At 32.2% G+C, this 23,749-nt stretch carries 19 protein-coding genes; 4 read left to right on the plus strand and 15 right to left on the minus strand.

What is annotated here, in order from left to right; genetic code table 11:
* Nucleotides 1-64: 64 nt before the first annotated feature.
* From KQI85_RS01230 to KQI85_RS01240, 3 genes are all read right to left on the minus strand, one after another.
* On the minus strand, nucleotides 65-808 hold the full coding sequence (locus tag KQI85_RS01230) for a YdcF family protein (protein WP_216574233.1): 744 nt from the start codon (nucleotides 806-808) through the stop codon (nucleotides 65-67).
* A 6-nt stretch (nucleotides 809-814) separates the two neighbouring features.
* The gene (gene asnB, locus KQI85_RS01235; RefSeq protein WP_216574234.1) at nucleotides 815-2,638 is read right to left on the minus strand and encodes an asparagine synthase (glutamine-hydrolyzing); all 1,824 of its coding nucleotides are present in this window, start codon (nucleotides 2,636-2,638) and stop codon (nucleotides 815-817) included.
* 250 nt (nucleotides 2,639-2,888) lie between these two features.
* Nucleotides 2,889-3,365 carry a hypothetical protein gene (locus KQI85_RS01240; RefSeq protein ID WP_216574235.1) on the minus strand — a complete coding sequence of 159 codons (477 nt, stop codon included), beginning with the start codon at nucleotides 3,363-3,365 and terminating at the stop codon, nucleotides 2,889-2,891.
* A 304-nt stretch (nucleotides 3,366-3,669) separates the two neighbouring features.
* On the opposite strand from KQI85_RS01240, the gene KQI85_RS01245 reads away from it, so the two are divergent.
* Nucleotides 3,670-5,262, plus strand: coding sequence for a peptide chain release factor 3 (locus KQI85_RS01245; RefSeq protein WP_216574236.1), 1,593 nt, complete (start codon nucleotides 3,670-3,672; stop codon nucleotides 5,260-5,262).
* A 408-nt stretch (nucleotides 5,263-5,670) separates the two neighbouring features.
* On the opposite strand, the gene KQI85_RS01250 is transcribed toward KQI85_RS01245, so the two are convergent.
* The 4 genes from KQI85_RS01250 to KQI85_RS01265 form a co-directional block, all read right to left on the minus strand.
* A complete protein-coding gene (locus tag KQI85_RS01250) occupies nucleotides 5,671-5,997 on the minus strand; it encodes an L-rhamnose mutarotase (protein WP_216574238.1) in 327 nt (108 codons plus the stop codon).
* A 129-nt stretch (nucleotides 5,998-6,126) separates the two neighbouring features.
* Entirely contained in the window at nucleotides 6,127-6,780 is a 654-nt protein-coding gene (locus tag KQI85_RS01255) for an epoxyqueuosine reductase QueH (protein WP_216574239.1), read from the minus strand.
* Nucleotides 6,781-7,131: 351 nt separating this feature from the next.
* A complete protein-coding gene (locus KQI85_RS01260) occupies nucleotides 7,132-8,406 on the minus strand; it encodes a DUF4097 family beta strand repeat-containing protein (protein WP_216574241.1) in 1,275 nt (424 codons plus the stop codon).
* Between the two features lie 125 nt (nucleotides 8,407-8,531).
* The gene (locus KQI85_RS01265; RefSeq protein ID WP_216574242.1) at nucleotides 8,532-8,837 is read right to left on the minus strand and encodes a PadR family transcriptional regulator; all 306 of its coding nucleotides are present in this window, start codon (nucleotides 8,835-8,837) and stop codon (nucleotides 8,532-8,534) included.
* 506 nt (nucleotides 8,838-9,343) lie between these two features.
* Between KQI85_RS01265 and KQI85_RS01270 the strand changes: the two genes are divergently transcribed.
* A complete protein-coding gene (locus KQI85_RS01270) occupies nucleotides 9,344-9,721 on the plus strand; it encodes an SdpI family protein (RefSeq protein WP_216574243.1) in 378 nt (125 codons plus the stop codon).
* 287 nt (nucleotides 9,722-10,008) lie between these two features.
* Here the strand turns inward: KQI85_RS01270 and fucO are convergent, their stop codons facing one another.
* Complete coding sequence (gene fucO, locus KQI85_RS01275) at nucleotides 10,009-11,157, minus strand: lactaldehyde reductase (protein ID WP_216574245.1); 1,149 nt, start codon at nucleotides 11,155-11,157, stop codon at nucleotides 10,009-10,011.
* A 170-nt stretch (nucleotides 11,158-11,327) separates the two neighbouring features.
* Between fucO and KQI85_RS01280 the strand changes: the two genes are divergently transcribed.
* Entirely contained in the window at nucleotides 11,328-11,741 is a 414-nt protein-coding gene (locus KQI85_RS01280; protein WP_216574247.1) for a zinc-ribbon domain-containing protein, read from the plus strand.
* A gap of 231 nt (nucleotides 11,742-11,972) precedes the next feature.
* Here the strand turns inward: KQI85_RS01280 and KQI85_RS01285 are convergent, their stop codons facing one another.
* The gene (locus tag KQI85_RS01285; protein ID WP_216574248.1) at nucleotides 11,973-14,075 is read right to left on the minus strand and encodes an EAL domain-containing protein; all 2,103 of its coding nucleotides are present in this window, start codon (nucleotides 14,073-14,075) and stop codon (nucleotides 11,973-11,975) included.
* A 193-nt stretch (nucleotides 14,076-14,268) separates the two neighbouring features.
* Here KQI85_RS01285 and KQI85_RS01290 point away from each other — a divergent pair, with 193 nt between their 5' ends.
* Nucleotides 14,269-14,766 (plus strand): hypothetical protein, encoded by a 498-nt coding sequence (locus tag KQI85_RS01290; RefSeq protein ID WP_216574249.1) that lies wholly within the window; start codon nucleotides 14,269-14,271, stop codon nucleotides 14,764-14,766.
* Nucleotides 14,767-15,003: 237 nt separating this feature from the next.
* Here the strand turns inward: KQI85_RS01290 and truA are convergent, their stop codons facing one another.
* From truA to KQI85_RS01320, 6 genes are all read right to left on the minus strand, one after another.
* The gene (gene truA, locus KQI85_RS01295) at nucleotides 15,004-15,744 is read right to left on the minus strand and encodes a tRNA pseudouridine(38-40) synthase TruA (RefSeq protein WP_216574250.1); all 741 of its coding nucleotides are present in this window, start codon (nucleotides 15,742-15,744) and stop codon (nucleotides 15,004-15,006) included.
* A 15-nt stretch (nucleotides 15,745-15,759) separates the two neighbouring features.
* Nucleotides 15,760-16,755 carry an asparaginase gene (locus KQI85_RS01300; protein WP_216574251.1) on the minus strand — a complete coding sequence of 332 codons (996 nt, stop codon included), beginning with the start codon at nucleotides 16,753-16,755 and terminating at the stop codon, nucleotides 15,760-15,762.
* A 70-nt stretch (nucleotides 16,756-16,825) separates the two neighbouring features.
* Nucleotides 16,826-19,894 (minus strand): glycoside hydrolase family 2 TIM barrel-domain containing protein, encoded by a 3,069-nt coding sequence (locus tag KQI85_RS01305; RefSeq protein ID WP_216574253.1) that lies wholly within the window; start codon nucleotides 19,892-19,894, stop codon nucleotides 16,826-16,828.
* A gap of 281 nt (nucleotides 19,895-20,175) precedes the next feature.
* A complete protein-coding gene (gene guaB / locus KQI85_RS01310) occupies nucleotides 20,176-21,630 on the minus strand; it encodes an IMP dehydrogenase (RefSeq protein ID WP_216574255.1) in 1,455 nt (484 codons plus the stop codon).
* Between the two features lie 216 nt (nucleotides 21,631-21,846).
* Nucleotides 21,847-22,344 (minus strand): DUF6106 family protein, encoded by a 498-nt coding sequence (locus tag KQI85_RS01315; RefSeq protein WP_216574257.1) that lies wholly within the window; start codon nucleotides 22,342-22,344, stop codon nucleotides 21,847-21,849.
* A 146-nt stretch (nucleotides 22,345-22,490) separates the two neighbouring features.
* Nucleotides 22,491-23,471 (minus strand): D-isomer specific 2-hydroxyacid dehydrogenase family protein, encoded by a 981-nt coding sequence (locus KQI85_RS01320; protein ID WP_216574259.1) that lies wholly within the window; start codon nucleotides 23,469-23,471, stop codon nucleotides 22,491-22,493.
* Nucleotides 23,472-23,749: the final 278 nt, after the last annotated feature.

Raw genomic sequence — 23,749 nt, forward strand, 5'->3', positions numbered from 1 at the left:
AGAATAAGCTGTAGCATCAAAAAGCTTTTAATGCTACAGCTTATTTCTATATACTGCCTGTATCTTATATATTACCGACTAATGCTTCTTTTACAAGTGCAAAGCATTCTCGAACTACATAATTCATCCATAATATTCTATTAGTAGGTGCTGCTATACCACTTACATTATTAAATCCGCATTTTTTAGCAATCTTAATTGCACGAAATACATGAAAACCATTAGTAACTATTCCTACAGAATCACTGTCACTCTTCATAACAGCCTTAGAATAATCAAGATTCTCTTTCGTCGATGTTGACTTATCTTCCATAATAATTCTATTGCTATCTATACCTCGTTGTTCAAGATAATTCTTCATAGCAGCTGCTTCTGTGAGATTCTCACCAGGTCCTTTACCACCGGATACAATTATTATTGTATCATTATTGGCTATCGCATATTCATATGCACTATCAAGTCTCTGCTTAAGGCTCTTTGTTATTCTGTCTCCACGCACTTGTGCTCCAAGTACAATTATATAATCAAGTTTCTCTTGCGGTGTCTCATTCATATATCTTACTACCATACCAGATAATATAATAATCACTGCCAGTCCAAGTGCAAGCATACATTTTGCAATTCTATATATAATTATAAAAATTGCACTTTTCAACTTCATATGCTCAATAATTGCAAATATTGCAAATACCACTGCCATCATAAGCCAAAATGTTATGAATGATGACTTTATTCCGGCATATAACATACATACAATATAATATGCCACACTTAACAATGCCATGATACCAAACAATATCACCATCATATACTATTACCTCTTAACGAAATATTCATCATACCATACAAGGAATGTATATACTGTCCATACTCTTCTTGCATAATTACCTTTGTTATTCTTGCATTTATCAAGAATCTTATTAAGATAATCTGTATTAAAATACTGTTTTGCTACATCTGAATTAAACTTCTCTTTAACTATGTTATAATATTTATCTTCCTGCAGCCATACTTTAATAGGTGTAGGGAATCCTAACTTCTTCTTAGTTGCTGTCTTAGGTGGTAATACTTTTAATGCAGCCTGTCTAAAAGCTTTCTTAGTTGTCTCGCCACTTACTCTTGCTGATAATGGAAGAGTAGCCGCAACTTTCATAACTTCCTTATCAAGATATGGAACTCGTATCTCAAGTGAGTTAGCCATACCCATCTTATCTGCTTTAAGAAGAATATCATTAACCAGCCATAAGTTAATATCAACAAATTGCATCTTATTAACAGGATCTTTGTCTTTAACTTTTGCAAAGATAGGTGCTGTTATTGCCATATTATTAGATTTAACTGGTGCTTTTAATACTTTCTTCTTCTCTTTTTCACTAAATATATTTGCATTACCAATATATCTCTCTTCAAGACTCTTTGAATGTCTTATTAAGAATGATGAACCTTTAACATCAGGGAAACATTCTGCAATCTTTGCCATTCCTTTTCTTAAGAATAATGGTACTTTATTAAATCCAGTATATTCAAGAGGCTCTCTATATATATTATATCCACCAAAAAGTTCATCTGCACCTTCACCTGAGAATACAACTTTTACCTGCTTAGATGCTTCTTTTGCAAGATAATAAAGAGGTACAATTGAAGGATCTGCAAGTGGAGTATCCATATGATACTGTATTGTTCCAAATGCACTCCAATATTCTTCTGGTGTAATTACTTTGCTATAATTCTTAATTCCTATCTCTGCTGATAATTCTTTAGCATAAGATATCTCATTATAACCATTATTATTAAAACCTACTGTAAAAGTCTTATCTACTTTTGACATACATGCAAGATAACTTGAATCAACACCACTTGAAAGATATGAACCTACTTCAACGTCGGCAATTTTGTGGAATGATACTGATTCTTCCATCATCTTAGTTATATCTTCAACACATTGTTCATAGCTCTTTGATTCATCAGGATTAAACTCTGGCTCCCAATATCTTGTAACTTCAACTTTACCATTCTCATAAGTAAGATAATGAGCTGGTGGAAGTGCATATACATTCTTAAACATAGTATCGCTTCCTGGAACGAACTGGAATGAAAGATAGTATTCTAACATATCTTCATTAAGTTCTTTCTTAAATCCCGGATGTTCAAGAAATGATTTTATCTCTGAACCAAATAGGAATGTATCATTCATTTTTGCATAATACATTGGCTTAATTCCAAAGAAATCTCTTGCTATGAATAATTTTTTCTTATTAACATCCCATATTACAAATGCAAACATTCCTCTTAATTTATCAAGTAACTTTTCTCCATATTTTTCATATCCATGAATAAGTACTTCTGAATCTGTCTTTGTCTTAAAGACATGTCCGTCTTTTATAAGTTCTTCTCTTAATATCTGATAATTATATATCTCTCCGTTAAATAATAGTACAAGACTCTTATCTTCATTATATAAAGGCTGGCTTCCGTCTGCGAGGTCAATAATACTTAGACGGCGAAAACCTAATGCTACATCACCATCAAGATATGTTCCTTCACTGTCTGGTCCACGATGAACTATTGTCTGTAACATATTAGTCAGTATATTTTCTTTATCTTTATTTGTATCTACAAATCCTGCAAATCCACACATATTCTTTCTCCATATCTCTTATACTCGTCAACCTTAGAAAAGCTGCCCTATAATGGACAGCTCTCCTTTGTGCAATCAACTTCGTATATTATAACACATATAAAAAATATGACAACATTTTTTTGTATGCACTTTACCATATTCTATTCTGACCTATTCTAATCTGAATAAGACTCAAGCATTCTATTCTAACCCGAACAAGACTCAAACATTCTAATATCCTTAGAACGTTATGCTATTCCTATGCTATTCATTGCAATATTTCATAAGTTATATTAAAAACAACTCCGGTCATCTTATCCATATGTATATATGAACAGCTCGCTGAATCTATTCCATATTCCTTGGCATCAATCTCTAAAAAAGGCTTTAGATTCTCTTCTCCTGCATAAAATATCTCTATATTTTCTGTCTTTTTAATGAGTTCCTGCCTAAGAATATTAGTAAATTCTTCCTGTGAATCACATTGTACTCTGCCTTCCATAAGATATCCACTTATATCTACATTATATCTATCTGATAATGTACCCCCATACATTACCTCTTTATCTTGTGTCGGTCTTGTTTCTTGTGCTTCACTAATCATGCTGCTTGACACTTCACTATAACGGTTATGAACTTTTGACATTGTTCCTGTTTCAATACTTTCATTTGCTTTCCCATACACAAACAATATTCCATATACTGCAACAAGCAGTAATGCGAACATTTTCTTCTTATCGTTCATCTTCATTCCCCCATTCACGACCACAACTTTTATATTAATATATTCGACATATTTTCTTTATTTCTTACATATTTTCTTTATATTTTTTTAGTTAATTTTTCTACATACTTTTCACCATAAAAGTCACTTTCTACTCATCCTCATTATTCATTCATATAGCATTTTCACTATGTAATATACAAAGATTTTCTTCATGCGATATTGACAAAATATCTGATATACTATAAACTAGTTTAGTTTAGGACAAATGATTGATTAGTATAAGCAGTTATTAATTTATTTTATATATAATGGAGGATTTACTATGGCTGATATAACCAGTGAAATAAAGAAAAGACGAACATTTGCAATTATATCTCATCCCGATGCCGGTAAGACTACTCTTACTGAGAAGTTTCTTCTCTACGGAGGTGCGATTAATCTTGCTGGTTCAGTAAAAGGCAAAAAGACAGCCAAACATGCTGTTTCTGACTGGATGGAAATTGAAAAAGAAAGAGGTATCTCTGTTACTTCTTCTGTATTACAGTTTAACTACGATGATTACTGCATTAACATTCTTGACACTCCAGGACATGAAGATTTCTCAGAAGATACTTACCGTACTCTTATGGCTGCTGACTCTGCAGTAATGGTTATTGATGCTTCAAAGGGTGTTGAAAAACAGACTATCAAACTTTTCAAAGTCTGCGTAATGCGTCACATTCCTATCTTCACATTCATCAATAAGATGGATCGTGAAGCTAATGATCCTTTTGAACTTATGGATGAGATTGAAAGTGTACTTGGTATTGCGACATGCCCTATCAACTGGCCAATCGGATGTGGTAAAGAATTCAAAGGTGTATATGATCGTAATGAAAAACATGTCATGACTTTTAAAGCTGCAATGAACGGACAAAAAGAAGTTGAGACTCATAATGTAAGTATTGATGATCCTTCTATAAAAGATGAAATCGGAAGTGCTTTTTATGACAAGCTTATGGAAGATGTTGAATTACTTGATGGTGCTTCTGCTCCATTCGATATGGATGAAGTAAGTGCCGGTAATCTAAGTCCTGTATTTTTTGGTTCAGCCTTAACTAACTTCGGTGTTGAAACATTCCTTAAGCATTTCCTTAAGATGACAACTTCACCACTTCCAAGAAGCTCTAATGAAGGCATTATTGATCCTTTCAAGGAAGATTTTTCTGCATTCGTATTTAAGATTCAGGCTAATATGAACAAGGCTCACAGAGATCGTATTGCATTCATGAGAATATGCTCAGGTAAGTTCAATGCCGGTATGGAAGTATATCATGTACAAGGTGGAAGAAAGATTCGTCTCTCTCAGCCACAACAGCTTATGGCACAGGATAGAAAGATTGTTGAAGAAGCCTATGCCGGTGATATAATCGGTGTATTTGATCCTGGTATCTTCTCTATCGGTGATACTCTTTGCGTATCTAATAAAAAATTTGAATATGAAGGTATTCCTACTTTTGCACCTGAACATTTTGCAAGAGTCCGTCAATTAGATACTATGAAACGTAAGCAGTTCGTTAAAGGTATTAACCAGATTGCACAAGAAGGTGCTATTCAGATATTCCAGGAATTCAATACTGGTATGGAAGAGATTATCGTAGGTGTTGTTGGTGTTCTTCAGTTTGATGTATTAAAATTCAGACTTGAGAATGAATATGGTGTTGAGATAAGACTTGAACCACTTCCTTACGAACATATAAGATGGATCACTTCTACAGATGTTAACTTAAACCGTCTTGTAGGAACATCTGATATGAAGAAGATTAAAGATCTTAAAGGCAATCCACTTCTTCTCTTTATTAATAGCTGGAGTGTTAATATGGTTCTTGATCGTAACCCAGGTCTTGAACTTTCAGAATTTGGTAAAAACAATTAAGAAAACTATATTACGGATAAAAGTTTATAACATGGTAGATAAAATCTGTAATACTATATAATTGTAATAAATGATAAATTAACAAATAAGCAAATACTAATAGCATATAAGTTAGTTAAATATATAATATAACTAACTTATATGCTATACATAAAAACAGGAATGATATTTCTAATAATACTTAGAAACGTCATTCCTGTTTTTATCTTTTTATTAATTTTTATATACCTTCAAAACATGATTATTAGCTTATTCTAACCATCTTTATTTATACCATTAGATATCATTAATTCTTGTGTATTCATATATATTCATCATCATTCTGAATCATTCATATATATTTATCATCATTAATATATATCCATCATCATTCTAAATCATTCATATATAATCTAAAAATCCAGAATACTATTTTAGATAGAATACTTCCGGCATAAACTTTATAGGTTCTTCTTCATTAAAATCAAATGAGCCTTCTACCATCTTAGATGTAATCGCATTCCATCGCTGACACGCTTCACTGTTGGCAATATACTTATTGGCATAGTCAATATCATCACATTCAAAACAATAAAAGAACTGGTTGCCATTTTGGAATATTGAATAATTTCTATATCCTGCTTTTGTATGCTCTTCCATTATCTCAGGCCATGGATTATTATGCATCTTAACATATTCCTCAAGGCATTCTTCTTTTACTCTCCATGTCCATGCATATTTTTTACTATGTTCCATATCAAAACCTCCATATAATACATATTATAATCTACTAATATATTCTTTAATCTCTTGTAGATATAATAAATGTATTTTAGAAATTTTTCTACTCAAAAACAGCCAAATTCTTCCTAATTTTAACCAAGTTTATTTTTTTGAATTATTGACTGTTTCTTCTCTTAAAAGTGCCTCTCTTTTTGAAAATGCACAACCACAATAATTCTGTCTGTATAGATTATATTCTTTTGATAATTCAACAGACTGCTTATATCCCTCTTTTTTCTTAAAATCAGATAAAAGATACTTGATATTATATTCTTTCTCAAGTTTTAATCCTATCTCATTAAGTTTAGCTGCATTCTTAAGTGGACTTATTGAAAGAGTAGTTGTGAAATAGTCAAATCCTCTATCTTTTGCAATAACTGCTGCTTCTCTAAGTCTTAGTTCATAGCACTTAAAACATCTCTCTCCACCTTCTGGAATATCTTCCATCCCTTTTGCCATCTCATAGAATACTTCCGGCTCATATCTTCCTTCCATGAATTCTACCTTATTCTTAACCGGCATCTCATTAATAAGCCTAATCTGCTCTCTTACTCGTTCTCTATACTCATCTTCCGGCGAGATATTAGGATTGTAATAGAATATTGTTATCTTAAAATAATCTGACAGATACTTAAGTACATAACTCGAACACGGAGCACAACAGCTATGTAAAAAAAGTGTAGGTATAACTCCTTCTCTTGTAATCTTATCTATTGTCTTATCAAGTTCTTTCTGATAATTAACTTTTCTATCCATGTTATTATTTCTCCATATTAACTCTTTTCATTATTTGCTATCAATATTCTTAGAATATATCATATTTAACCCTTTTCATTATTTATCATATATATTTCTAGAATATATCATATTTAGCTATTCTCATTATTTATCATATATATTTCTAGAATATATCATATTTAACCCTTTTCATTATTTATCATATTTTTCTAGAATATATCATATTTTATTATACTTACTAATATTATATAATCAAGTATTTTTTCCACTATCACATTTTAATATCTAAGCCGTTAAATTGGTCTAATACTTCTCTAACATTCTAGTTAACATTATGATTAACCGAACATATTCACAATTTATCAATAATTAGTTTTTTATATCTACATCTCCACTTCCTGTTATCACAGTCACATCATATCTGCCATCTCCGAATGTATAACTGCCATTTCTAATATCATTATTAGACTGGTTATTCCACCATACATCAGCATCACCTGAACCAGTCATTATATCAAGCTTTATCCCACTACATCTGTGCATATCAAGTTCTACGTCTCCACTTCCTGTCTTGCACTTTGTATTGCTATTATTATCAGATTCTCTATATTCTCTTCTAATCTCTATATCTCCACTTCCTGTTTTGAATTCGCCAAGATTATATGTCACTTCTTCCATATCTATATCACCACTTGCAGTAAATAAGCTCATATTCTGATTAGCTAATATATTGCTACATTCAATGTCGCCACTTTGAGTTGATATCTCAATATTATCTGCTATATAATCTCTAAGTTCTATATCTCCACTTGCTGCTTTTATCTTCAAGTTACAACTCTTAACTCTCTCAAGTTCCATATCTCCACTTGCTGTCTCAATATTAACATAAGCTGATATCATATCATTCATCTGTATATCGCCGGTTATAGCTTTTATACTAATATCATCAATATCAACATTATTCATGTATACATCGCCACTTATAGCTTTTATCTCTAACTCACTTACATCGTTTGCAACATTAATCTCTATACTTTCTCTAGTACCTGCTGTTAATAATTTACCAAAAAAAGATAATCTCTTATAACTCTCTTTTCTTGAAATTCCAACATACAAAACACCATCTTGCTCATAATGATAAAATCCTGCCTGTTTCGGTTGTACTGCGGCTTTGTATCTTACTGTTGTACCTGCCTGACTGCCATGCATTATATGTAAATCTGCATTACCTGCATCTACAACAATCTTCTTACACATAGATTCAATATCTACATCTTTAGTATCCTCATATTCTTTGCTATCTGCATAAGATTCTTTAGAGCTTTCACTTCTGTCATTTTTCATTCCACTACTACATTTATCTTCATGTTTTTCTTCATTAAGATTAATATTATCCGCATATTCATTCCTATCATTAGTGTTATGCCTATTATTATCTATATTATTCCATACTCCGGCATCTTTAAGCCCTTCTATCATGTCATCAATATTTCCAAGTTCGTTAATTATGTCCTGTTCACTTCTTCCATCCATACTTCCTTCATAGAAATGTTCTTCATAATCTGCGATTATCTCATCTCTAATTGTTTCCTCAACACTTGATAACTTTTCTCTAAGTTCCTGCATATATACTTCTTTATTCATACTAACTTCCATCCTTTCCCGATAGATATTCCATTATAATCACAGTATCTTTAAGATTAATATAGTGAATATCAATTAGTAAATGTATCTCATATCTTTAATGTGATTATAATTCATGTACAGAGTTATCCAATAATTCTTCCTACAGCTTGTACAAATTCATCCCACTCTTTTCTGACTTCTTCTTCATACTTACATCCTGACTCTGTAAGATGATAGTACTTTCTTGCCGGTCCTGCTTCTGATTCTACAAGATAAGTTTCCACGTAATTATCTTCTTTTAGTTTTCTAAGAATTGGATACAATGTTCCTGTAGCTATTGACATCTCTTTTGATATGTTCTCCGTAAGCTCATAACCATATTTGTCACCGGTCTTAAGCTGAGATAATACACATATCTCAAGTGCTCCTTTTTTAAACTGTGCATTCATTGTCTCACCTCCACTTGTTCTTTATCTTGGGTATATTGTATCACATACTATTATTCATTGCAATATAGTATATTAAAAATACTATTGTTTTATAAGATGCATAAACACAATATAAGATTATATACTAACAGACTCTTGATATAATCTTATGCTCTATTTACTAATTACATTAGCTATAATAAGAATAATTGAATACATTATTGTCTTTTTTTGCAAACCGGAATTGAGATTTCATATATTCTAGGGGATTTAATAATTGTTACATTTTATTATCAAATATCTCTCAAGCCCTTGAAAACGCTAAGTTTGTCGCAGGTGAGCTTTCCATTATTGTTTCCCTTGTATTATATTGTCCCATGAGTGTTTACGAACTCTGATAAAGGAAAAACAAGGGAAAGAAAATTTTATAAAACAGTATAATCCAAAATGCACTTTACAATAATATTTGTTGATGTATAATTGAGAAGAAAGAGACAAACTTGAAGTTGTAGTAACGGAGGTTTACAATGGGTTTTTGGATTTTTATGTTGATTATGGATTTACTTCTTCCATTTACGATGATTGGTTTTGGAAGATATTTTATGAAAAAGGCTCCAAAGGAAATAAATTCAGTATTTGGATATCGAACTTCGATGTCTATGAAGAACAAAGACACATGGGAATTTGCTCATAAATATTGTGGTAAAGTCTGGTATGTCTGTGGAATGGTTATGTTGCCAATAACAGTAATATTAATGCTTTTAGTGATTGGAAAAAATGAAGATTGTGTTGGGAGTATAGGAGGAATTATCTGTGGTGTTCAACTTGTTCCTTTAATTGGGTCTATTCTCCCAACAGAAATAGCATTAAAAAAGAATTTTAATAAGAATGGAACAAGACGATAATTTCATTTTGGGGCTTGTGGGAACAAATTCACAATCCAAATTTTAAACCTATCGAATTCGATAGGTTTAAAGCATTATCTCCGCAGGAAATGGCATATACATATGCTTCAGAAGCAGATATTTTAAAACAGCGGATACATACTCAATAGTATATACCCGCTTTATTGTTACAATCTAATACTCTTCAAATAAATATATAATAGTTCGCCTAATGTCTTTATTATACTCTACAGATGTCTTTATTCACACCTTTAATTGTCAAAACTTATTAATTATATCTTCATTAATTACATTAATGAAAGATATAACTCTTTAATCTCTTCTACGCTTGTATCTCTTGGATTACCAGGTCTGCATGCGTCATCATATGCTGACTGTGCAAGGAAATCTACATCCTCTGGTTTTACAATCTCTTTAAGATTAGCTGGAATACCTACATCCTGAGAAAGCTTTCTTACTGCATCTACTGCTGCTTTTCTATATTCTTCCTGTGACATATTCTCTACGCCTTCAACACCCATAGCCTGTGCGATAAATTTGTATTTATCTCCTGTATATGGTGCATTATATTCCATTACTGTTGGAAGAATTATAGCATTAGCTACTCCATGTGGTGTATCATATACTGCACCAAGTGGATGTGCCATTGAATGTACAATACCAAGACCTACATTAGAGAATCCCATTCCGGCAATGTACTGACCAAGAGCCATTCCTTCTCTTCCTTCTGGTGTATTGGCAACTGCACCTCTAAGTGAATTAGAGATAATTTCAATTGCTTTTAAATGGAACATATCTGTCATTTCCCATGCTGCTTTTGTTGTAAATCCTTCAATTGCATGTGTAAGTGCATCCATACCTGTTGCTGCTGTAAGTCCCTTTGGCATACTTGACATCATGTCAGGGTCAATAATCGCAACTACAGGGATATCATGTGTATCTACACATACGAATTTTCTATTCTTCTCAACATCTGTAATTACATAATTAATAGTAACTTCTGCCGCTGTACCTGCTGTTGTTGGTACTGCAATAATTGGTACACATTTATTCTTAGTTGGTGCAACACCTTCAAGACTTCTTACATCAGCAAATTCAGGATTATTAATAATAATACCGATAGCTTTTGCTGTATCCATTGATGAACCACCACCAATAGCTATAAGATAATCTGCTTTTGAATTCTTAAAAGCTTCAACACCTGTCTGAACATTCTCAATTGTTGGATTTGGTTTAATATTTGAATAAAGTTCATATTCAAGATTATTATCTTCAAGAACTTTTATTACTTTACCTGTAACACCAAATTTTACAAGATCTGGATCTGAACATACAAAAGCTTTTTTAAAGCCTCTTGTCTTAACCTCACCTGCGATTTCATTAATTGCTCCTGCTCCATGATATGAAGTCTCATTAAGTACGATTCTGTTTGCCATAATACATTCTCTCCTTTATGTATAAAAAATTCCCTACCACTGTTACATTATAACATATTCTTCAAATTTTGTTAACATATTTTAGATATTTTTTATAATATTTTTCTTTACATTCGTTCTAATAGTGGTATACTTTGCTATATATTTTATTGACAGGAGGTTACATAATTATGAAAGACTACTTAAGGAATTTTTTTAATGGAAGATATGGTATGGATAGTCTTAATCATGCGCTTTTCTTTTTATACTTCATACTGCTTATACTATTCACTTTTACACACAGTTCGATTATCTACACTTTTTCTCTTATAATTCTTGTTGTGATTCTCTTTAGGGTTCTCTCAAAAGATACATATAGAAGAAGCCTTGAAAATCAAAAATTCAATAATGTGTTTGTACCATTTTTAAAAAATGCACCATTTTTAAAAAATACCAATACTATTAAGACACGTTTCTCTCAGAGAAATACTCACCGTTTCTATAATTGCCCCGGATGTCATCAGACTATTCGTGTTCCAAAAGGAAAAGGTCGTATTCAGATACGCTGTCCAAAGTGTGGTCAGACTTTTATCAAAACAACATAATATTAATTACTATATGTAGTAGCACTACAATATTGACCAATATCAATATATGAGCCAAGAAGAGCCAAAAGTTTTTATGTTACACTTAAACTTTTGGCTCTTTGTAGCTTTGATACATCTATCACTTAAGATTTCTCAGATTATTTATAAGTATGTTCTGACTTACTTTGGTATATTTTAACTTACTTTGGTACATTCGCACTTGCTTCGCTAGCTTTGATATATTCTAACTTACTTTTGCAGCTTTGATATATGCAGAAATTTCTTCTCAAACTTTTCTGCAGGCATAGGCATTCCATAATAATATCCCTGTATAAGTTCTATATCCATCTGTTTTAAAAGTTCTTTTTGTTCTTTATTTTCTACTCCTTCAACGCAGACAACAACACCTATCGTTTTTGATAAATCGCTTACAAGTTTTAAGAATGCTCTTGCATAATCATCTTGTGTAATATCTTTTATAAATGTCTGATCTACTTTTATTATATCAAGAGATAGCTGTTTGATATAATTAAGCGAAGAATATCCTGTACCAAAATCATCAAGTGCAATCTTTATTCCCATAGCTTTTATCTGATTAATTATCTTCATTATCTTTTGCATATCATTAATTGCCAGAGTCTCTGTTATCTCAAGAACCAAATTTTCCGGTTTTATTCCAACACGTCTGACGATTTTTCTTATATTCTCGACTACATTATTCTGTAAAAGCTGTACAACTGACAAGTTAACGTTGACTTTGAAGTCTTCATATCCCATCTCATTCCATTCTTTACATTTTATACATGCTTTTTCAAAAACATAATCGCCTATATTAGTTATAAGTCCAAGATATTCTGCAAGCGGAATAAAAGTATCTGGTGTCATAAATCCAAGTGTTCTTGAATTCCATCTTACAAGTGCTTCACATCCTATGCACTTTTCTGTCTTATTATCTATAATTGGCTGATAATATACTTCAAATTCTCTGCAGTTAGTTGCTATTGCTGTACGCATCGAATTCTCTATATCAAGTCTGCTATATGAAGATTTATCCTTTTTTTCAAGATAATAAGCATATCTGTTTTTGCCCGCTTTTTTTGCATCATACATTGCTATATCCGCTTTTTTGATAAGTTCGTGTACATCTGTTCCATTCTCCGGAAATTCAACAATTCCCATACTCATAGTACAATAGTATTCTGCTTCATACAGATACCATGGTTTATTGAACATTACAAGAATATCACCTGCTATCTGATTGATCCTGCTTTTCTCTTCCGGTCTCACAATTATAACGAATTCATCTCCACCCATCCTATAACAAGTATCCTCGATTCCTGATATATGTCTTAATCCTGTCGCTATCTGTTTTAATAATATATCACCATATTGATGTCCAAGACCATCATTTATATGTTTAAAATCATCAAGATCCAAAAACATAAGTGCGCCGCTGCCTTTTTTTCTAATAAGTTCTGTAAGATCATTCTCACATTTTCTTCTGTTACACAATCCGGTAAGGAAGTCGTTATTAGCCTGAAATTCTATCTTCTGCTGGTTTTTCTTAATCTGTGTTATGTCTATAATTGTGCACAGACTTACTCTTCGTCCATCTACCCATGTTATATCAACAAGTTTCACCTCATACCATGCACCTGTTACAGCATCGAACTTTTCTATCTTAGTCTCCATTTGACCATCATAATACATTCTGTCAAGACATTCTCTTGTAATTGACTGCGAATCAATTGATTCTTCTGCTACACGATTAGTGAATAGAACTTTCTTAGTATCTTTGTCTATAACCATTACTCCACAGCCCATATTATCAAGTATATCTGTAAGTGCACCATAAGATCTGAACAGTGAATTCCTTGTAACTTTTCTCTGTGCAATATTTTGAACAATCTTTGATATATCTTTTATAACTCCTATAGTTTTATCATCAAATTGAATATATTTCTCCTTGTCTGCAACAAACAGATACATTGCACATTTATCATTAATCATTACTGGCACAGTTACATACGACTTAATATCATCATCAGAATCACAAGCACATCCTGACAATATATGTGATCCAAAATATCTGCTATACTTAGCATCATTATTCATCTCATACTTACTATCAGGACTCCATTGTATTGTAAATCCACTCATCTCACACTTTCCCTGTGGCTGATAGATACATACATTTGTAACGTCAAGATACTCTCCCATATACTTTAGTATTTTTCCAGCTACTATCTCAAAATCACTGTCATCTTCTATCATCTGTACTATTTTAGCTACAGTCTCATGTCTTTTTACTTCTTTTTCCATCTCTTCGTATGTTAAACTCATGTCTGGCATAAGCTCCCCACCTCCATACTAATGTTGCTATAATATATATCGTATTTTAAATGTTCTTTTTTATGTTTTTTTATTGTATTGTTTATATTTTTTATGGCTAGTATATATTTTTAATAATTTGTATATTTTTGTATATTATGCTAAAATATTATATATAGAGGTTTTTTTAATAAGTTTTATTGGAGGTTTTTATATGAATGTTATACGTTTTACTCAAAAGTACAGACCTGAAGGCAAAGAATATGAGAAGATTTTTATATGGAACAGATTCTTAAGAAAGAAATCTGAGCTGATTATAATATTTGCTCCTGCTCTCATCTGCATTATATCTATCGCAATGGGATATTTTTCACCAATATTTACACCGGCATATATATTCTTTATCCTATATCCGCTGCTTGCTTATCTGCAATTTAAAGCTACTATCAAAAAACATCTGCGAAATAGAAAAGCTAAAGATAATGCTTATTGTGAAGTTAATATAATGGATAATGGAATTCTTCTTATTAATAATGAACATGACATAAGAGAACTTCATAAATGGGAAGATATTAAAAAAGTATATGACCGCTTTGGATACTATCTTATATATGGAGATAAGAAGATGCTGGCTCTTTTAAAAAAAGACAACTTTCCTGATTTTTCTGACATAAAAGCTATATTTGCTTCTCATAATATGGTTGCAGTCTAAATCTATACTCAATAGCACAAGTAGTTGATAATACGAAACTAACTATTAAAAGGGTATTGTTGCAGATGCTCAAAAAAAATATTATAGCCATTACAGAGAACTTAGGCTCCATAATGGCTATATGTAATTCTACCGCCTATGAGCAAGCTCATTTGGGTTTAGACCTTTTGACCCTGGCATCATTGTATTTAACTTCGGTATAAATGTAAAATAAGCACAGTCTCAAAAAGCGTCTTATTAGTATTCTATATTCTGTAGGAATAATCCTTTAGGATCTGCAGGTGGTGATATTAATGTATCATTATTATCTTCAAAATATTCATTAACTGAAGATGGTGTTCTCTTATCATTACCTATATCAATAAGAAGTCCTACTATCATTCTTGCCATATTATGAAGAAAATCATTCGCTGTTATTGTTATCTGAAGTGATTCTCCATCTTCATATATATCAACTGCCTTAACTTCTTTTACAGTTGATTTGCTCTTCTTAACTGTTGAGAACTTCTTAAAATCATGTTTTCCAACAATATATTTTGCTGCTTCTTTCATAGCTTCAACATTCAATTTTTTAAATGAATAATACATATATTTTCTTTCAAATACATTCATTACTTCACCCATATCAATTCTATATACATACGTCTTCTCTTTTGCATTAAGCGTTGCATGAAATCTATCATCGACTTCATCAACATATAATACCGAGATATCTCCTGGAAGATATCTGTTCATATAATGCTTAATCTCAAAAGGCTTCATCTTAGTATTGGCTTTAAAATTAATTACCTGACCATACGCATGTACTCCTGTCTCAGTACGCATTGCGCAGTTAATCTCAACATTACCATCTACCATTCTGTTAATACAGTCAAGAAGTTTGTTCTCTATTGTATTAGTTGATTCATCTCTTCCCATTCTAAGATATCCATCATATCTTGAACCATCATATTCAAGTGTCAATTTAAAATTTCTCATTATTTTCTCCTTTTACTAATACTGCTTAAACATCGCAGTTATCTCTTCAATGCTATTTGTCCTTGTAAGTGCAAGTGATAATAATATTCTCGCTTTGTGTGGTACAAGTGAATTAGCAGGTATACAATTAGGACTCTTGTCCATATATTTATTTTTGATAATCATACCGCTTCCAACTCGTGATGAACGTACAACCGGTATTCCTTTTTTATCACTTATCTCACTGACTTTTTCTATCCATTCATCTGAATATGAACCATTACCTGTTCCAGCGATTACTAGTCCATCATTGTTTTTTGCATAATAATCAAGGATAGAAACCGGTGCTCCAAGATAAAAATATATTATCGATACTTGTGGCAATCTGTCTACATTTGTTATGTCAAATACTGTATCTGTTGTATGCGTCTTAATTGATTCATAGAAAAAATATGGCTTATCATCACGCATATAACCAAGGCACGCAAAATCTCTCTCATTAAATGCATCTGTCTTAAAGTTATTAACTTTCTGAACATCTCGTCCACTATATATTCCATCTGAGAATACAACAAGCACACCTTTTCCAACTGCCTGATTACTTGATGCAAGTGCTATCGCCTGATACAGATTCATAGGTCCGTCAGGACTCGTTGCTGTCGCAGGTCTCATAGCACCTGTAAGTACAATAGGCTTGTTAGTCTTAAGTACAAGATTAAGAAAATAAGCTGTCTCATCCATAGTATCAGTACCATGAGTAATTACAAAACCGTCTATGTCATCACTTTTAGCAAGTTCATTAACCCTCTTTGCAAGATTTAGCCAATTATCGTATGTAATATTATTGCTGTCTACATTAATCATCTGTTCATAAGTGAGTTCTGCAAGATGCTCTGTACTTGGTATCTCACTCACGAGAGAATCTATGCTTATTCCACAGGCACGATACTGTGCTGTTACACCTTCAAGTCCTTTCCCTGCTATTGTTCCGCCTGTTGCTATTATATGAATTCTTTTCTTTCTGTTATTCATTGTAATTACCTCAATATACTTCTATTTCATAAATTATTGTTAAGTAGTATGCACTTCTATTAGTATATACTTATCTTAGTGGAGATATCATAAAACTAAATTCATGTTCTTCTTCTCCGCTTATCAGATATTCATCATGTGGTCTTGCACCCCAGCTATTATCACCACCAACACCCATCTTGCATCCTGATACGGTTATGTATGTATAATATGGGTTAGGCAGCTCTTCCTGGTGAAGTGCCTGATTAATCTCAACGGATGAATAAGGAAGTACTGTTACTTCTATATTACGCTTACCTGATATTATCTCAAAACCATGCCCTTTTTTATCTGTAATCTGCATCCATCTTACTTTTGTTCTGTTACCACATTCCTGTGGAATTATATATGGTGTCATATTATCTGTGGCATTAGTCTCATATATTCCAAGTCTTGCACCTTTAGCTCTGTCTGAATAATTCTCCATCGGTCCATTGCCATAATATCTCATATAGTTATATTGTCTATATGTTGCAAAAGTTATTCCAAATTGTGGCATTACAGGCATACCTTTTGCACCTTTATATTTTTCTTCAACAAGAACTTCTCCACCTGCAAATACTGTATATATAATTGTTGTCTTTGTATCTGCTGACATCGCATTCTTATATTCTACACGAACCTTAACATGTCCACTTTCTATTGTATATGAAAAATGAACACACTTTCTCACTATCGATGCTGTCATATATTCGGCTAATTCATAATCGTATCCACAACCTCTGTCATTATCAGTCATAGCTCTTCCATAATCAGGATAAGGTGGCTTAGCCATATATTCTATGCCATTTAATACATAGGATATAATACTACCTTTCTGTTTGTCAAACATTACTTTAAAATTATCTCCATTAATACCAAGTGTATCTTTACCATTGACAACTCTGTATGTTGTCTGTACATTGCTAATTTGTTCATATAACTTCTCGCTAATGTTTTTTTCATTGACAAAAATATACTGTCCAAAAGCTACTTCATATCCTGCTTTTTCCCATTTTGTATCATTCTTAAGAAGGGCTTTTATCGTAATCGCATATTCGCCAGATTCATTCATGCTTCTATATGGCACTGACACAAGCCTGTCCTCTCCCGGATTCACATCTACTACAAAACCACCTTCGTCTACCAGGCTTCCATCAAGTTCAACTGTATACTCAAATTTAACATAATCAGTATTGACAAAAAGATTATTATTACTAATATGTACTCCTGCTTTGTTAGGTTTTATTACTATATTAGCAAAGAGATGTTTTATCTCCTGCATCTTAGGTGAAGTCTTTCTGTCTGCAAATATAATTCCATTAGTACAGAAATTATAATCTGTAGGTCTGTCAGTAAAATCTCCACCATACGCAAGTACTTTATTACCATATATATCTTCTCTCATTATGCCCTGATCAATGTAATCCCATATAAAGCCACCCTGATACTGTTCATACATGTCTTCTAATTCTGTATACAGACTTAATCCACCACATGAATTACCCATAGCATGTGAATATTCACAGCTTATATATGGTTTTGTTGGTTTTGTATCAAGATATTGTTTTATATCAGTGACAGTTGCATACATTCTGCTCTCCATATCGCTTGTATCATTGTATGTTCTATCATTATATATACCTTCATAATGGACAAGTCTAGTACTATCTGCTTTTCTAAAGAATTCAGACATCTTATATAGATCAAGTCCTCCATAAGATTCATTACCACATGACCATATAAGCACACTTGAATGATTCTTATCTCGCATAAACATTGATTTTGCCCTGTCCAAGACTATATAAAGCCACTCCGGCTTATCTCCAGGTATTGCATTCATATCTCTTTCTTTTCCATAATTCCATGTTCCATGCGTCTCAAGGTTAGTCTCATCTATCAGATATATTCCATATTCATCGCACAACTCATACCATCTTGTGTTATTAGGATAATGTGATGTTCTTACTGCATTAATATTATTAGCTTTTAAGAACTTTATATCCCATAACATCTCTTCTTCGCTTACACTTCTTAAGTTATAACATGAGAATTCGTGTCTGTTTACTCCCTTAAATACAATTCTCTTTCCATTAAGTTTCATAACTCCATTATCCATCTTGAATTCTCGAAGTCCATATCTGTAACGCACTACTTCTTCTATAACGTTATCTTTTTTTATATAGATATATATGTCATACAGATGAGGTGTCTCTGCACTCCAAAGTCTTGGTTTGTCAATATCCGTAGTTAAAATAAAACTGCTGTCAGATATATCCGTCTCCTGTATACATGCTACTCTTTCTCTATCATATATAACATCTGCGCTAACTGATACTTTATTCATATTAAGTTCTGTTTCTAGTTCTTTCTCTATATTTCCTTCGATATTAAGAGTAGCACTAGTATAATCATTATTAAAAGATGATGTTATGAACATATCTCTTAGATGTATATCAGGGATAGCATATATATATACATCTCTGAATATTCCTGATAATCTCCAAAAATCCTGATCTTCAAGCCATGCTCCTGTACTGGCTTTATGTACTTCAACTGCTATCTTGTTATTCTTATCTCTAAGATATTGTGTTATCTCGAATTCTGATGGTGTAAAACTATCTTCACTATATCCTATGAATTCTTCATTAAGCCATACATAAAAAGCATTTTCAACACCTTGGAATGACACAAATACTCTCATATCTTTATATTCCTGTGGCAAATCAAAATATCTTACATAACTTCCTACTTCGTCTTTTTCACCTTCTGATATCTGTGGTGGTATAATAGCTGAATGTCCATCCCATGGATACTTTTGATTAGTATAATGTGGAATTGAATAATTATATCTTACCGATTGTATACTTGATGGTACTTCAATCTCGCTCATTTTACTATCATCATAATCTTCTCTGTAAAAATCTGTCTCTCTCTGTGCTATATGCTTAGAATATAAAAATTTCCATGTTCCATTAAGTGAATGTCTAAGTGTCATATTCTCTCTGTCAGCATCTTCTTTATTCAGATAAAACCTGTGATCTGAATGTGCACAAATTGCATTAATTTTAAATACTTCTGTCTTAGAAAGCCAGTTAATATCCGCTCTATTCTCTCTCATAATAGCAAAATCCCCCTTAATCCAAGTGTCTTCTTAGGCAATTGGAAATCTTTACTTTTACAATTACCTGCAGTATCTTCTCAAATTGTAGCATATTAAGTGTTTGTTATCAATCAGACATTATTTCTATTTTTTACTTCCACTCTTAACAAAAATCCGACAAAGATCCATATAAAAGATAAATCGAACAGAGATAATTAAAATAATGCCTGTAAGCTAATCATAAGCTTACAGGCATTATTCTAATTATCTCTGTATATTATTAATATTAGTCTATAATATTACTGATCTACGCTATAGTTAGGAGCTTCTTTTGTAATATGAATATCATGTGGATGGCTTTCTTTTAATGAAGCTGATGATATCTTAACAAATCTTCCTGTTTCTTTTAATGTCTCGATATCTTTTGCACCACAATATCCCATACCAGAACGAAGGCCACCAATAAGCTGGAATACTGTATCTTCTACAGTTCCCTTATAAGCTACTCGTCCTTCAACGCCTTCTGGTACTAACTTCTTGGCATCTGTCTGGAAGTAACGGTCTTTACTACCATTCTCCATAGCTGCGATTGAACCCATACCACGATATACTTTATATTTTCTACCCTGATATAATTCGAATGTTCCTGGACTTTCATCACATCCTGCAAATATGCTTCCCATCATACAGAGGTTAGCACCTGCTGCAATTGCTTTTGTGATATCTCCTGAGAACTTGATACCACCATCTGCTATTACTGGAACTCCATACTGTTTAGCAACTTCTGATGCATCCATAATAGCTGTAATCTGTGGAACACCGATACCTGCAACGATACGTGTTGTACAGATTGAACCTGGTCCAATACCAACTTTTACTGCATCTACACCAGCTTCAATTAATGCTTTTGCAGCTTCACCTGTTGCTATGTTACCAGCTATTACCTGAAGATCAGGATATTTTTCTTTTATCTGTTTAACAGCGTCAATGATATTCTTTGAATGACCATGAGCTGAATCAAGTACAACACAGTCAACTTTTACTTTAACAAGTGCGTCTACTCTTTCCATTAAGTTCTTTGTAATACCAACTGCTGCTCCACAGAGAAGACGTCCCTGCGCATCTTTTGCTGAATATGGATATTTAATCTGTTTTTCAATATCTTTAATTGTGATAAGTCCTTTTAGATTAAAATCATCATCAACTACAGGTAATTTTTCTTTTCTTGCTTTTGCAAGAATCTTTTTTGCTTCTTCAAGTGTAATTCCTTCTTTAGCAGTTACAAGATTCTCACTTGTCATTGATTCTTTAATTTTCTTTGAGAAATCTGTTTCAAATTTAAGATCACGATTTGTAATAATACCTACAAGTTTCTTGCCTTCAGTAATTGGCACACCTGATATTCTGAATTTTGCCATAAGATTGTTAGCATCTTCAAGTGTATGTTCTGGTGATAGATAGAAAGGATCTGTGATAACACCGTTCTCTGAACGTTTAACTTTATCAACCTCTTCTGCCTGTGCCTCAATAGACATGTTCTTATGAATAATTCCGATACCACCCTGTCTAGCCATTGCAATTGCCATTCTATGTTCTGTAACTGTATCCATACCAGCACTCATCATAGGAATGTTTAGCTTAATCTTCTTAGTAAGATAGGTTGATAAATCAACTAGATTAGGAGTAACTTCTGAATATGCAGGTACTAATAATACATCATCAAAAGTAATTCCTTCGCCAACTATTTTACCCATTTGTAAATCCTCACTTTCTATAATATAAAACTTATGTGTGATTATGTAATCCGGCATAACCACACAGTATGTAGTATAAGTTTGGAACATAAGCCCTATGTTCCTCTTAGCTTTCCACAAGTTTAACAAATGTACTCTTAATTGTCAATATATTAGTATATATTTTTTATATTGCCATTTAATAAGTATTGCTTATAACTCACTTAGTTTATTCATTTATTTAAGAATAACTTTTCTAGGTGAGCAGTTTCTCATATCTTCTAACATTCTGGCATTTGGTTCAAAGAGTATTTTTACAAGCTCGCTGCCTTTATGAGCAATCATAACAAATACTTCTTTTTCTGATTCGCCTGAAGTATAATCGCATTCTTTTAACTGCTTATTCTTATATTCGTCAAGCTGATATGCTCCAAGTGGTGCAATAATTTCTGTCTGATCAAAGTCAACATCCATACACTTTTTTCGTCTTGACTTATTATAAATCTTATCAATACTAAGTTCTCCGCTTACAAATGCATATTCATATTCAATCTCAAGTCTTGAGATAAAAAAATATGTCAAAAGACCAAACAGAAGTGTTGGTAACAGAAATATCGGAACCATCATTCCCAGTACAAAAAATAATGCTGTAAAAGCAATAAGTATAATTTTTACTGCCTGCTTATATGCAGGTGTTTTTCTTTTAACAATCTGCTCTGAATAATATTCGCTCATTGTTATTTCCTCCCTGTTAATTATTTCTAAAATATGCCGAAAAATATTTATTCTGTTTTTCGCACTATTAAATTATATCGTTTTTTTGCACTAATTAAAAGGGATTTTTCAAATTTAAATATTAAATTTTACAAAACTTTTTACTACTATAATTTGAAATCACATGTTCCTTTTTCAGCAAAATCCACAAGACCTTTTACACCATAGTCTACCATGTCACTAACTGCTGTATCTGTATAGAATGCCATATGCTGTGTCATTACAACATTAGGGAACTGTCTTATATATGCCATCTCTTTATTACTTATAATGTCTGAACGTCTGTCTTCATGATATATTCCTTCTTCTTTTTCAAATACATCAAGACCCATTCCACCTATCTTCTGATTTTCAATCGCTTCTATAACATCATCAACATCCATTAGTTCGCCTCTTGCACAGTTGATTATTATTACACCGTCTTTCATCTTAGCTAATGTACGTTTGTTAATCATATGATATGTTGTGTCGGTAAGTGGTGTATGAAGTGTTATAATATCACTATTTCTTAAAAGCTCATCAAGTTTTGCATATTTTACACCAGGTGTTGTAGTATTCTTCTTAGCATGGTCATACGCAAGAATCTTACAGCCAAAACCTTTAAGATTCTCTATAACACATGAACCTATTCTTCCTGTTCCAATTACTCCTACTGTCATATTACGCAGTTCTCTTCCCTGAAGTCCTTTTAGTGAATAATCATTACAGTTACCTCTATATAATGAAGCTTTATAATTTCTAAGTGTCATCAACATAAGCATTACTGTATATTCAGCTACACCATTTGGTGCATATCCGGAATTACTTACTTTAAGTCCTACTTCTTTTGCATATTGAACATCTATATGATTATATCCTATAGTTCGTGTTGATACATACTTCACACCATTTTCCACAAGTTTGTCTGCTACTTCTCTGGTAATGTAACTATGACCAAGGATTGTTATAGCCTCATATCCCTTAACTTTGTCTATATTATCAAGATCAAGTCTGCTGCTATCTGTTGTTATCTCAACATTATATCGTTGCTTTACATTTTCAAAATCCTGTAATTCATCTTCTCTCACTTCAAACGCATAAATCTTCATATTACATCATCTCCAAATAAACTTTTTCTAATAATTATACACATTTTTTGTAATATGTAAACACCAATGCTTTAACGCTTTTATCGTTTAAAGGTCTGGTATATCTTATAAAAAATAATCTAAAATACTTATAACTGAGTATGTTTTATTGTATATTAATTCATTATATTTGTATATTTATGCTTTTTAATATGAATTCTACCAACTTTTTTAACCTGACTAGTCTAATCTAACTTTGCTAATCTGACTTTACTAACCTAACTAGCCTAACTTTTCTA

The organism is Falcatimonas sp. MSJ-15 (assembly GCF_018918265.1).
Lineage (GTDB): Bacteria > Bacillota > Clostridia > Lachnospirales > Lachnospiraceae > Falcatimonas.

Bases quoted from the DNA above. Each gene is read 5' to 3' on its own strand.
- KQI85_RS01300 (WP_216574251.1), bottom strand. From the start codon at position 16,755: ATGAATAACAGAAAGAAAAGAATTCATATAATAGCAACAGGCGGAACA.
- fucO (WP_216574245.1), bottom strand. From the start codon at position 11,157: ATGGCAAACAGAATCGTACTTAATGAGACTTCATATCATGGAGCAGGA.
- truA (WP_216574250.1), bottom strand. From the start codon at position 15,744: ATGAGAAATTTTAAATTGACACTTGAATATGATGGTTCAAGATATGAT.
- KQI85_RS01245 (WP_216574236.1), top strand. From the start codon at position 3,670: ATGGCTGATATAACCAGTGAAATAAAGAAAAGACGAACATTTGCAATT.
- KQI85_RS01265 (WP_216574242.1), bottom strand. From the start codon at position 8,837: ATGAATGCACAGTTTAAAAAAGGAGCACTTGAGATATGTGTATTATCT.
- KQI85_RS01270 (WP_216574243.1), top strand. From the start codon at position 9,344: ATGGGTTTTTGGATTTTTATGTTGATTATGGATTTACTTCTTCCATTT.
- KQI85_RS01320 (WP_216574259.1), bottom strand. From the start codon at position 23,471: ATGAAGATTTATGCGTTTGAAGTGAGAGAAGATGAATTACAGGATTTT.
- asnB (WP_216574234.1), bottom strand. From the start codon at position 2,638: ATGTGTGGATTTGCAGGATTTGTAGATACAAATAAAGATAAAGAAAAT.
- KQI85_RS01305 (WP_216574253.1), bottom strand. From the start codon at position 19,894: ATGAGAGAGAATAGAGCGGATATTAACTGGCTTTCTAAGACAGAAGTA.
- KQI85_RS01230 (WP_216574233.1), bottom strand. From the start codon at position 808: ATGATGGTGATATTGTTTGGTATCATGGCATTGTTAAGTGTGGCATAT.
- guaB (WP_216574255.1), bottom strand. From the start codon at position 21,630: ATGGGTAAAATAGTTGGCGAAGGAATTACTTTTGATGATGTATTATTA.
- KQI85_RS01255 (WP_216574239.1), bottom strand. From the start codon at position 6,780: ATGGATAGAAAAGTTAATTATCAGAAAGAACTTGATAAGACAATAGAT.
- KQI85_RS01285 (WP_216574248.1), bottom strand. From the start codon at position 14,075: ATGCCAGACATGAGTTTAACATACGAAGAGATGGAAAAAGAAGTAAAA.
- KQI85_RS01290 (WP_216574249.1), top strand. From the start codon at position 14,269: ATGAATGTTATACGTTTTACTCAAAAGTACAGACCTGAAGGCAAAGAA.
- KQI85_RS01315 (WP_216574257.1), bottom strand. From the start codon at position 22,344: ATGAGCGAATATTATTCAGAGCAGATTGTTAAAAGAAAAACACCTGCA.
- KQI85_RS01240 (WP_216574235.1), bottom strand. From the start codon at position 3,365: ATGAACGATAAGAAGAAAATGTTCGCATTACTGCTTGTTGCAGTATAT.
- KQI85_RS01280 (WP_216574247.1), top strand. From the start codon at position 11,328: ATGAAAGACTACTTAAGGAATTTTTTTAATGGAAGATATGGTATGGAT.
- KQI85_RS01250 (WP_216574238.1), bottom strand. From the start codon at position 5,997: ATGGAACATAGTAAAAAATATGCATGGACATGGAGAGTAAAAGAAGAA.
- KQI85_RS01260 (WP_216574241.1), bottom strand. From the start codon at position 8,406: ATGAATAAAGAAGTATATATGCAGGAACTTAGAGAAAAGTTATCAAGT.